This window comes from uncultured Campylobacter sp. (genome assembly GCF_937997595.1).
Lineage (GTDB): Bacteria > Campylobacterota > Campylobacteria > Campylobacterales > Campylobacteraceae > Campylobacter_B.
This window is the reverse complement of sequence record NZ_CALKTS010000242.1, coordinates 1-10915: the sequence shown is the minus strand read 5'-3', so window position 1 is coordinate 10915 and position 10915 is coordinate 1. Positions and strand designations below refer to the sequence as shown.

At 46.8% G+C, this 10915-nt stretch carries 13 protein-coding genes; 11 read left to right on the top strand and 2 right to left on the bottom strand.

The window, feature by feature from the left end; genetic code table 11:
* A partial coding sequence (locus Q0614_RS08215) for a TonB-dependent receptor plug domain-containing protein (RefSeq protein ID WP_298787930.1) occupies positions 1 to 1274 on the bottom strand: 1274 nt, incomplete at its 3' end.
* Between the two features lie 284 nt (positions 1275 to 1558).
* Between Q0614_RS08215 and exbB the strand changes: the two genes are divergently transcribed.
* Genes exbB through Q0614_RS08200 form a run of 3 tightly spaced genes read left to right on the top strand, consistent with a single transcriptional unit; the run spans position 1559 to position 3206 of the window.
* Entirely contained in the window at positions 1559 to 1981 is a 423-nt protein-coding gene (gene exbB, locus Q0614_RS08210; protein ID WP_298787932.1) for a TonB-system energizer ExbB, read from the top strand.
* On the top strand, positions 1978 to 2361 hold the full coding sequence (exbD, locus tag Q0614_RS08205) for a TonB system transport protein ExbD (protein ID WP_005872149.1): 384 nt from the start codon (positions 1978 to 1980) through the stop codon (positions 2359 to 2361). Before exbB ends, exbD begins: the two co-directional genes overlap by 4 nt.
* Positions 2358 to 3206, top strand: coding sequence for an energy transducer TonB (locus tag Q0614_RS08200; RefSeq protein ID WP_298787928.1), 849 nt, complete (start codon positions 2358 to 2360; stop codon positions 3204 to 3206). The genes exbD and Q0614_RS08200 overlap by 4 nt, the downstream gene beginning before the upstream one ends.
* 67 nt (positions 3207 to 3273) lie before the next feature.
* Here Q0614_RS08200 and Q0614_RS08195 read toward each other — a convergent pair whose 3' ends face one another.
* On the bottom strand, positions 3274 to 3414 hold the full coding sequence (locus Q0614_RS08195) for a hypothetical protein (RefSeq protein WP_298787926.1): 141 nt from the start codon (positions 3412 to 3414) through the stop codon (positions 3274 to 3276).
* A gap of 131 nt (positions 3415 to 3545) precedes the next feature.
* On the opposite strand from Q0614_RS08195, the gene Q0614_RS08190 reads away from it, so the two are divergent.
* The 8 genes from Q0614_RS08190 to Q0614_RS08155 form a co-directional block, all read left to right on the top strand.
* Positions 3546 to 4493, top strand: a complete 948-nt coding sequence (locus tag Q0614_RS08190; protein ID WP_005872145.1) for an NAD(P)-binding domain-containing protein — start codon at positions 3546 to 3548, stop codon at positions 4491 to 4493.
* Positions 4490 to 5731 carry a methyltransferase gene (locus tag Q0614_RS08185; RefSeq protein WP_298787924.1) on the top strand — a complete coding sequence of 414 codons (1242 nt, stop codon included), beginning with the start codon at positions 4490 to 4492 and terminating at the stop codon, positions 5729 to 5731. Before Q0614_RS08190 ends, Q0614_RS08185 begins: the two co-directional genes overlap by 4 nt.
* The gene (locus Q0614_RS08180) at positions 5724 to 6083 is read left to right on the top strand and encodes a YkgJ family cysteine cluster protein (protein ID WP_298787922.1); all 360 of its coding nucleotides are present in this window, start codon (positions 5724 to 5726) and stop codon (positions 6081 to 6083) included. The genes Q0614_RS08185 and Q0614_RS08180 overlap by 8 nt, the downstream gene beginning before the upstream one ends.
* Complete coding sequence (locus tag Q0614_RS08175; protein WP_298787921.1) at positions 6062 to 7906, top strand: hypothetical protein; 1845 nt, start codon at positions 6062 to 6064, stop codon at positions 7904 to 7906. The genes Q0614_RS08180 and Q0614_RS08175 overlap by 22 nt, the downstream gene beginning before the upstream one ends.
* A gap of 2 nt (positions 7907 to 7908) precedes the next feature.
* Positions 7909 to 8709: an indole-3-glycerol phosphate synthase TrpC gene (trpC, locus tag Q0614_RS08170; protein ID WP_298787920.1), complete on the top strand. Its 801-nt coding sequence runs from the start codon at positions 7909 to 7911 to the stop codon at positions 8707 to 8709.
* Between the two features lie 908 nt (positions 8710 to 9617).
* Complete coding sequence (locus Q0614_RS08165; RefSeq protein WP_297882873.1) at positions 9618 to 10106, top strand: HIT domain-containing protein; 489 nt, start codon at positions 9618 to 9620, stop codon at positions 10104 to 10106.
* Positions 10107 to 10121: 15 nt separating this feature from the next.
* On the top strand, positions 10122 to 10652 hold the full coding sequence (locus tag Q0614_RS08160) for a WG repeat-containing protein (RefSeq protein ID WP_298787918.1): 531 nt from the start codon (positions 10122 to 10124) through the stop codon (positions 10650 to 10652).
* A gap of 16 nt (positions 10653 to 10668) precedes the next feature.
* The coding region (locus Q0614_RS08155) for a 3,4-dihydroxy-2-butanone-4-phosphate synthase (RefSeq protein ID WP_298787916.1) at positions 10669 to 10915 on the top strand (247 nt) is incomplete at its 3' end.

Sequence of the window (10915 nt, the reverse complement as noted above, 5' to 3'; positions counted from 1 at the left end):
GCTCCAAATCCCGCGCCGATCTCGTAATCAAGCGCCAAGGCGGGGCTTACTTCGTCGAATTTATATTTGTAGCTAGAGATATTCGCGCCTCTGCCGTTATAAGTCTTTAGCTCGTGCCTTTCGTAGCGCACGCCGGGAGTTACCGTAAGATCGCCGTAGCGCATAGCGTTCTCTAAATAAACACTGTAGTTATCAACCTTTTCGGGGCGCAAATTTCCCGGTTTGACATAGTTTTCGCTTCGGTAGTAATCAAATCCGTAGCGAAGCGTATGAGTTAGATCACCCGTTTCAAGCTTGGTTTTTGCGCCGATTTTAGCACCCTTGGTTTCGACGCCCCATTTTGTGCCGGTATAGATAGAGCCTATGCGTTGATGCTTGGTGTAATATCCCGTGATGTCGAGCTCTAGCAGGTCGCTCGGATTATACGTATATTTGATCGTATGGGTATCGCGCTCGTATTTGCGTTTATCCAGCTGTCCGTCGAGCCATGAGCCGAATTCCGGGCGCATAGGATATAATCCTTTGTATTGCATATGCTCGGTCGAAAGGGAAATTTTATGAAAATCTAAAAAGCTATAGCCCGCTTTTAATAAATAATTTATATCGTTGCCGTCGCCGCCCGTAGGTTTGCCGTTGCCAGATTCGCCGAAGCCGTATCCGTAGTGCTTAAACGCAGCAAGCATATCTAGGCTATCAAACGCCCTGCCGTAGAGCATCGCGCTTTGCGAATAGCCTTCGTTATTGCTTGTATAGCCCACTTTGAGCTTGGCGCCGATATCCTGACCGTCCTCAAGCATGTCAGAAGCGTCTACCGTCCTGAAGGCAACTGAGCCGCCCAAAGCGCCCGAGCCGTTCACGACTGAGCGCGCGCCTACATCGACCTCTACGGCTTTGATAAGATCAGGATCGATTAGTAAATCGGCGTTGTGATGAAAGGTATTGCCGTTTTGCTTCGCGCCGTCAATCGTGATATTTAAGCCACGATCGCTCACGCCGCGCATATAAATTTTTTGATTCATGCCGTTGGTGCCGCCCACATAAACGCCTGGGATGTCGCGAAATACATCTTTGATGAGCGTAGCGTTGCGAGTATTGATTTTGATATCATCCACGGTGCTAGGCGTGCTAGAATCGCTAGTAACTTCGATTACGCCCAGGCTTTGCGTATTTGAATCTTTGCTTTTGAATACGTCCGTAGCGCTTGATTTCTCGTCTGCTTGTGCGCTTAAGCAAAGAACCGCGCACAAAGACAAAGCCAGATGAAATTTTTTCATACGAAATTCCCAAATGATAATAAGATTAAAAAACGGCGAATAATATAAAATTAATCCTTTATTTTATATTAATTATCAAGACATTTTAAAATCATTACAATTTTATCTCCGAATGCTTTGTTATCATTAAATAAAGCTAAATGATAAAATATAATTTAAATATCGCTCATCAAAATTTTAGTAAAAATTAAATCTACTTTTGATAAAATCGCTCATTTTTTGGCAAGGCACTTTGCTGAATTTATAAAAATTTTTAAAATTTTTAAGGAGAGCTTATGGGCATTATGGAATTTTTGGCGCATTACGTGGATTACATTATCTTTGCGATCCTCGGATTTATGAGCTTTTTGGTCGTGTGGTTTACTATCGAAAGGCTGCTTTTTTATTCGAAGGTTAAAGCTAGCAATTACAAAAGCAAGGCGCTTTACGAAGAGGCTCTGACAAAAAATTTAACGACGCTTTATATTGTTTATTCAAATGCTCCGTACATCGGTCTTTTAGGTACTGTCATCGGCATTATGATCACATTTTTTGATATGAGTACTGCAAGCGGTATCGATACCAAGGCTATCATGCAAGGTCTCTCGCTTGCCCTTAAAGCTACGGCTACCGGTCTAGTCGTCGCCGTACCTACGCTCATCATCTACAACGGCTTCGTCCGCAAGGTCGATGTGCTTCTAAATCGCTACGATGAGGTAGAAAGATGAGCATCCCTAGACGAGACGGGCTAAATATCGTCCCGTTCATCGACATTATGCTGGTGCTGTTAGCGATCGTGCTTAGTGTCTCGACTTTCATTGCGCAGGGTCATATCAAGGTAAATCTTCCATCTTCTTCAAGCTCGCAAAACCCGCAAGAGGATAAAAAAGTTACCATCAAAGTGGATAGCGAATCTAAAATTTATCTAGACGATGTCGCAATAAGCGAGGATGAGCTTGAGAAAAAAATTGCCGCGCTCGATAAAAACGATCTTGTCGTGCTAAAAAACGATAAAGACTCGAAATTTTCCTCTTTCATTTCGATCATGGATGTCCTAAAAAAGGCAGGCCATGAAAAATTTGCGATCGTGACCGAAAAAGAGCAATGAATAAAGATAGCGCAGTAGGTTTTATCGTATCTTTGGTGCTGCATTGCATCATCGCTGTGGGTGTTTTCGCTCTTTTATCGTCGGCACCGAAGCCGCCTAGCATGCCCGATATGATAGCCTTTTCCATCGATAGCATAATGGATGATGCCAAGCAGGGCGATATCTCCGATGAGCCCAATATCCCGCCTCCTTCCGATCAGTCTGAACCGGATCCTGAGCCAGAGCCTACTCCGCCGGAGCCCGAACCCGAACCGGAACCAACTCCGCCTGAGCCAGAGCCAATACCGGAGCCAGAGCCGATTCCTGAACCGGAGCCTATACCAGAGCCTGTAGTCGAAAAACCAAAACCGGTCGAAAAGCCTAAGCCAAAGCCGGTAGAAAAACCAAAACCGGTCGAAAAACCTAAGCCGAAAAAAGAGCATAAAGTTCAAAGCAGCGATAGGAATTTAACGGCTAAATTTGACCCGACAAAGCCTATTTCGCTGGGTAGCGGCGGGGGCGGCGGCTCCAGTAGCGCAGGTGGCGGTAGCGACGCTATAACAAGCCGCGGAGATCCTAGCAATAGCGATGTCGGCAAGAAAATTTTCGCCATTATTTCTCGCTACGCGCAGTCGCACTACCCTAAAAATGCCCAGCGCATGCGTAAAATCGGCGTCGTAGGCGTGCACTTTACCTATACGGCAAGCGGCGATGTTAAGGGTCTTCGCGTTACGTCTTCTTCTAATGTCGATTCACTTGATGAGGGTGCATTAAGCGCAGTCGAGCGCACAAAAGGTAGCTTTCCAAAGGTCGAAAAGGATATGGAATTTAACTTTAGCATAAAATATACGCTAAATTTTAACTAGTCTTAAAGCTTCTACTAAAACTTCTGCCGGAGCGGTAAAATTTTAAAATTTCACCGCTCTTGCCGCTTTATTTTAGCTCGCAAAATTCTATCTTGGCGAAGTAAAATTTTAAATTCGCCGCTTCTGCAGCTTCTGCCGCGCTAGTTTTTACAAACGGATTGGCGCCGTGAAATTTAAAATTTAAACGTAGAAAATTATGTCTTTTCAAATTTAGCCAAGCAAGCATCTTAAAGCGTTAAAATTTTAAATTAAAGCTGCGAAATTACTAGGAAATTCCACTGATTTTAATGGAATTTTTACTATAATTTTGTATGAAATTTAAAAGATTAAAGGAAATTTATGATAGACGTTTACGACTTGGCGGTGATCGGCGGCGGTCCTTGCGGCATCGCTTCCGTAGTAGAAGCCAAAAGAAACGGGCTTGCGCATGTGCTTCTGCTTGAAAAAGGCGACAACCACTCTCAAACGATTAGGCAGTTTTACAAAGATAAAAAGCGCGTAGATAAAGAATATAAGGGCTTTGACAGCGAGACGCGCGGCTCTATTTCGTTTGAAACCGGCACGAAAGAGAGCGTGCTAAATTATTTCGACGAGCTCTTAGATAGCGACGAAATCGATACGAATTTCAAAAGTGAGGTCGAAAAGATCGAAAAGCACGCAGATGAATTTTATATCACGACTAGCTCGGCTGGATACCGCGCGCGCAACGTCATCGTCGCAATTGGTAGGATGGGCAAGCCCAATAAGCCCGCTTATAAAATTCCGCCTTCGATCACTCAACGCGTAAATTTCAATCTCGATAAATGCACGATCAATGAAAAAATTCTAGTCGTCGGAGGCGGTAACTCAGCCGCTGAATACGCTATAGCGCTATGTAAAACCAATGTCGTGACGCTTTGCTATCGCAAGCCTAAATTTACCCGCCTAAACGAGACGAACGAAAGCGACGTAATGCGCGAGACCAAATACGGCAACATCATCTTGCGTTTAGGTATCGATATAGAGGCTCTTGAGAATGAAAACGGCAAGGTGCTGGTAAAATTTGATGATGGCACCGAGCTCGTATTTGACCGAGTGATCTACGCGATTGGCGGCACGAGCCCGATCGATTTTCTTAAAAAATGCGGCATCGCTTACGATGAAAACGGCGTGCCGATCGTGGATGAAAATCTTCAAACTGCCACTAGTGGGCTTTACGTCGGCGGAGATCTCATCAGCAGAAGTGGTGGATCGATCGTGGTGGCGATAAATCACGCTCATACCATCATCAAAAATATCCGCAGATGAGGCTTTATCAGCCAAAAAAGGGCTATCGTTACACAAGCGATACGATTTTTTTGTGGAATTTTATAAGAAGCTCAGGCGTGCGTAAAGCTGACGCAGGATCGCAAAATGGCTCTTTAGCGCTGGGCTGCGGTGCGGAATTTAAAGACGCGACAGATGGAGGCTTTAATGCACAGTTTTGCGCTTCGGATTTCGCAGGCGGCGAAGCGGAATTTTGCGCCGAGGATTGCGCTTTTAGCAAAGAAGAGTCGTATGCCGCTAACCATAGCGTGGGGAATGATCGCGATTTTGGAAGTAAGGGCTGTGCCGAATTCCAGGCGGAATTTAAAATGAAATTTCAAGCGGAATTTCAGGAGAAATTTCAAAGCGAGCGCTGCAAAAATTACGATTTTCAAAACGACGAAGCCCAGCATACTTTAAAGCCTGATATCGCAAGCGGTGAAAATTTTAAATTTTGTGACGAGCAAATCGCGCAGTCTTTAGAATCTCAAAAGACGCACGATAAAGATTTCGCGAGCAAATTTGAAGACGCCAAGGTGCGCGAGGATTTTGCTGCGGAGTGCTTGCGTGATGACTGGTTTGCAGTTTGCGATGAGCGTAGTTTAAAAAGCGCGCTAAATCCGCGAGCGATATACGGCGACGTGCTGGATGTGGGCGCAGGATGTGGAATTTTAGGGCTTTTGCTAAAACGCGATTTTAAAAGCATCAATCTAAGCTTGCTAGAAATTCAAGAGCGAAATTTAGAAATCTTAAGGCTAAATTCTTTGCAAAACGATCTGCCTGCCGAGATTTTGCACGCGGATTTCGCGGAGTTTAAAAGCGAAAAACGCTTCGATTTTATCGTCTCAAATCCGCCCTTTTATCGAGAGCGCATTTCGCTTAGCAAAGAGCCTCATATGGCGCTTAGTAAGAGCGCAGCAAGCCTTAGCCTACGGGATTTCGTGCGATCTGCGAATGCTCATCTTAAGCCTGGCGGTATACTTATTTTTTGCTACGAGGCGGGCAAGCTAGCTAAAATTTGCGAGCTTTTGGGTGAGTTTAGGCTAAATTTGACGAGGCTTGGTTTTGTCTATCCCGACATTTCAAAGCCCGCTAAGCTCGCGCTTTTGCAAGCTCGTAAAAACTCGCGCTCGCCCTGTGAGATCACCCTTCCGATCTATGCTAGCGCGCACGGAAAGCGCACCGCACAAGCCCACGCGATCTATAAAAGCGCGGATTTAACGAGCGTGGATTATGAGTGAGTTCGGCTTTAGCTTTGATGCAAGCGCGTGCGAGCGCTGCGGCGGTAAATGCTGCACGGGAGAGAGTGGTTATATCTGGATAGATGAGAGCGAGATTGCGGCGCTAGCGGCAAAATTTAAAATTTCGCCTGCAAGGCTTAAAGAAATTTATTTACAAAAAATAGGCGCTAGATTTAGCGTAAAAGAAAAGCCCTTTGAAGGTGGTCTGGCGTGCGTATTTTTTGACGAATCGCAACGCAACTGCAGGATTTACGAGCTGCGTCCGAAGCAGTGTCGTAGCTTTCCGTTTTGGGAATATTTTAAAACGCATACTAAAGAATTGGAGGAAGAATGTATCGGGGTAAGGTTTTAAGCGGAATTTTAATCGCGGCGATGATTTTAGCGCCGCAGTATCTAAGCGCGGAGAGGGGGGCGAATGCTGCAGTAGCGAAGCAGTCCGTTACGGATAAAAAGGCGTCTGATCGGAATTCCGGCATTGGCACAAAAAACGGTGCAAAAGATGCAATTAAAAAGAGCTTGATAAATCGCGGCGTAAGTGCCAAAAGTATAACCAAAGAAAAGCTAAATCACGCGATGCGAGCGCAAGAGGACGCCGAGTTAAATTTCGATTTGCTTACAGCTTTGGAGCTACTGCATAAAGATCCCGTAGCTTCGATGTTTTTATACGAAAAGGCATACAATAAAACGGGCTCGTCCGTTTATCTGCTAGAAGCGCTAAAGACTGCTTTTGCGATCAAAGATCGCAAAAATACGGCGCGTTATTTAAAGCTCGGCGAAAAGAGCCTAAGCTCAGACTCTGAGTATCTGCGAGTAAAGATCGGCTACTACTTAGGCATTAAAGATAATCTAAACGCTAATACTGCTGCTCTTAAGCTAGTCACCGTAGATCCAGTTTCGCGTAGTTACGCGATCTTGGCGGCGACATATTATGCGATGGAGAATTTTACTTTAGCCAAAACCTACTTTGAAAAAGCCTATGAGCTAGACAAAACTGACGAAAATCTCATCAGATTATGCGACGTGCTGCTAAATAAACTCAATGATTCGGACGGAGCGATCCGCATCATCGAGACGCACAGGCGCATCTACGGCTGCGCCCAGGGTATGGCGTGCGAGCTGCTAGCTGATGTGTATCGCGCGAATAAACGCTATTTGGATGTCGCTAAGGTCGATGAAGCGCTGTATGAAGCCAAAGGGGATAATAAATTCTTGGACGATATGATAGCGATTTATTACTACTCAAACGACTTTGATAAAATAATCGAGCTTTTGAAGAAATACGACTACAAGCGCGAGCTTCTAATCGATGCCTACGCGCATAAGAAAGACTATAAAACCGCGATTAAAATGGCACGCGATGAGTTTATGAAGACCAAAAATTACGACTTTTTGGCGATCGAGGCGATCTACGAATATGAAAGTGCGGGCAAAAACGTGGACGCTAAAACCCTGTCTAGCGTAGTGGCGAAATTTGAAAATATCGCGCCGCAGCTTAAAGACCCCGTGCATCTAAACTACTACGGCTACATCCTAATAGATCACGATTTGGACGTTCGCAAAGGCATCGAGCTCGTCCGCCGCGCCCTGCAAAAAGACCCCGACTCGCCGTATTATCTGGACTCGCTTGCTTGGGGATACTACAAGCTTGGCGAGTGCGACAAGGCTAAAAATGAAATGGCTAAGATCAAAGACGCAGAATTTTTTAATTCCCCCGAAAGCAAAGAGCATTTAGAGGCGATCGATGCGTGCGCCGCAGGCACAGGCGTAGCGCCGCAGAATTCTATATTGCAAAATCCCACTACGATAAAAGGCTCCGCGCCGAAAGATCAGGCGCCGCAAAGCCCGGCAATAAAAACTCCTTCGCCTAATTCCATAAAATCTACGGCGCCCGAAAGCTCTGCGTTAGATTCCGCACGTCTGAGCTCCGCTGCAACGCGTGATTTAACGCCAAAAGACTCCGCTTCGCAAAATTCTGCTGGGTCTGCAAATTCCATGGTTCAAAACCAGGCACCAAATTCCGCGACTTCTGAAAATTTTGCGACGCTCATAAATTCCGCCGCGCAGAATTCTGCCTCGTCAAGACAAAATTCCGTATCGAGGCAGGATTTTATGCCAGAGCAAAATTCTACGTCGAAAGAGCCCACCGGCTCTAAAATCCAGACACCAAAGCAGTAGCGATGATTTTGGATGAAATTTTAAAACGCACTCGCGAGGATCTCGCGCTTCGTAAAGAAAGACTGCCCGAGGATCTGCTCGGCCGCTCGCTAAGCGCTAATCCCTATGAGCCGCGCGACGTCATAAGCGCGCTTAGAAGCGACGAGAAGGATCCGCTTCGCATCATCGCCGAGATCAAAAAGGCAAGCCCGAGCAAGGGGATCATCCGCGAGGATTTTGAGCCGCTAAGCCTTGCCGTGGAGTACGAAAATGCAGGTGCGAGCGCCTTTTCGGTGCTTACTGAGCCGCATTACTTCAGAGGCGATTTGGAGTTTATCCCGCAGATCCGCCGCTACACGCATACGCCCATTTTGCGCAAGGATTTCATCGTCGATCGCTATCAGATCCTCGAGGCGCTGGTTTACGGCGCGGATTTTATCCTGCTGATCGCCAAAGCTCTGGAAGGCAAACAGCTAAGAGAACTGCTCGAGTTTGCCCGTAGGCTGGGGCTTCGGGCGCTGTGCGAGATCCACGATAAGGACGATCTGAAAAAAGTGGTCTTCGCAGGCGCCGATATTATCGGCATCAACCATCGAAATTTAGAGACTTTCGAGGTCGATACGAGCCTGAGCGAGCGGCTGATCCCGCTGATTCCAAACGGCAAGATCATCGTAGCCGAAAGCGGTCTGCACTCGCACGAACAGCTTAAAAGCCTGCACGAGGCGGGCGTCGATGCGTTTTTGATCGGCGAGCATTTTATGCGCCAAAATGACGTCGGTGCGGCACTGCGCGAGATAAAGCTCGGCGCGGGCGGCGAAATTTAAACCCGTTTGCTTGATCGCGCAAGCTTAAACCCGAAGCGAGCGGTTAAATTTAGCGAACGGAGCGAAATTTTAAGGCAGTAAATTTTAAAATTTGTAGAATTCGACGGACTTTAAAATTTAGCAGTTCTTTAAATTTAGCGATTGCGACGCGATTTAGTATCGCACGCTGCGTAAGCGTTCACGCTGTGCTTTGGCGTAGCAAGTTCATTATCGTGTGCGCTGCATGAGCGGCTGCGGAGTGAGGTTTAAATTTAGCTTTACGTTTGCGAAGCTTCGCGCGGGCGGGGTTGCGCTTGTAACATTAAGCGCCGAGAATTGCGCGTCTATCGTAGCGCCTTGTATTCTTAGCGCTTCGGTATCGGCGATTAAATGGCGCCGTAAATTTAATCGCAGCTCGCGACCTAAGCCGCCCAGAGGAGCTGCGCGTACGATAACTGCGCAAAGCGAGCTATCGTAAAAGCGAACGGCGTAGGGGCTAGCGGGGCTGTGATACCCTGCGATACGACGCGATTGAGCCGAAGCTATGCTATGACTGCGCCGCGTTAAATTTTACCGCGTGTCGCGACGGTGATTGCGGCGCATGTTTGGCATCGCGTACCGTGCCTGCGAGTGCGTCAAAGTTTTGTTATAATGCGCACGCAAACTGCCCGCGGATTTAATATCGCCCGCCGCGGACTTCGATCCGCAAAGTGTATATCGCGCAGAGCAAGTGCCTCGCGCAGTCTGGGATTGCAAAGTGCGTCCCGTCCCGTCGCGTGCATAATTCCGCGTCGTGCGAGCAAGCGCAGACCGCGTAAATTTAAAATTTTATGAAATTTAGAAGTTTTAAATTCCAAATTTCATAAAATTTTGCGAAACGCAAATTTTAAAATTCCATAGAATTTTGGAATTTCGGAAAGGAAAAAGAGATGGATTATCTTTGCGCCCCTTGGCGAAGCGAATATTTTACCGAAAAAAGAAGCGGCTGTCCCTTTTGCGACGCGGCGGCGGATGCGGCGTTCGATGATCGCAACGGCGTGCTTTTTCGCGCGCGGCACTGCTTTGGGGTGATGAACCTCTACCCTTACAGCCCGGGCGCGTTTATGGTCATACCCTACGAGCACGCGGATAATATCGAGTGCCTTAGCGACGATGCGTGGGCGGAGATGAGCCGCTACGTGCGCGCCGGAGTGGGGATTTTAAAGCGCACGCTGGGCGCAAACGGCGTAAATATCGGCATGAACCTCGGCGCCGCCGCGGGTGCGGGCATAGCCGAGCACGTGCACTATCATCTCGTGCCGCGATGGCAGCGCGATACGAATTTCATCACGACGATCGCAAACGTCCGCGTAAACGGCGTTTCGTTCGCCCCGCTTTTTGAGAAGCTAAAAGCGGCTTACGCAGAAATTAAAATTTAAATTCGGAAGATCGAGATGGTATCGGCATGGGTTAAAAAGAACGATAAATGGGGTTTTATCGATAAAACGGGAAAGGAGATAGCTTCTTGCATCTATGATGACGTTTCGTATTTTAGCGAAGGCTTGGCAGACGTTAAAAAGAACGGTTATTGGGGATATATCGATGAAACGGGAAAAGAAGTTATTCCTTGCATATATGATCGGGCCGGGAGCTTTTGCGAAGGCTTAGCAAAGATTGAAAAGGACGGCAAATGGGGTTTTATCGATAAAACGGGCACAGAGGTAGTGTCTTGTGTATACGAGCTTGCTTGGGATTTTGACAATACTTTGTGCGGATATTATGACGAAATCAAATATTGCGAAGGATACGTTAAAGTCAAAAAAGACGGCAAATGGGGGCTGCTAGATGATGAGGATAATGAAATTTTAAAGCCGATGTTTTACGACGAGATAGAAGTTATTAAAATTCTGAGCGACGACTACGTCAAGATCAATTTAGACGGTCGCGAAACTATCGTTGATAGAAACGGCAAGATAATATCGTAAATTTAAAGGAGAGATAATGGTTAGCGTAGAGCAAGCGATCGAGGATCTGAAAAACGGCAAAATGCTCGTTATGGTCGATGACGTCGATCGCGAGAATGAGGGCGATTTGGTGTTTGCGAGCACCTTTAGCAGCGCACAGAAGGTAAATTTTGCGATCACGCACGCTCGCGGAGTGCTGTGTGTGGCGCTTAGCCCGCAGATTGCGCAGCAGCTAGATCTAAATTTGATGGTCGATAAAAACACTTCGAGCCACGAGACCGCCT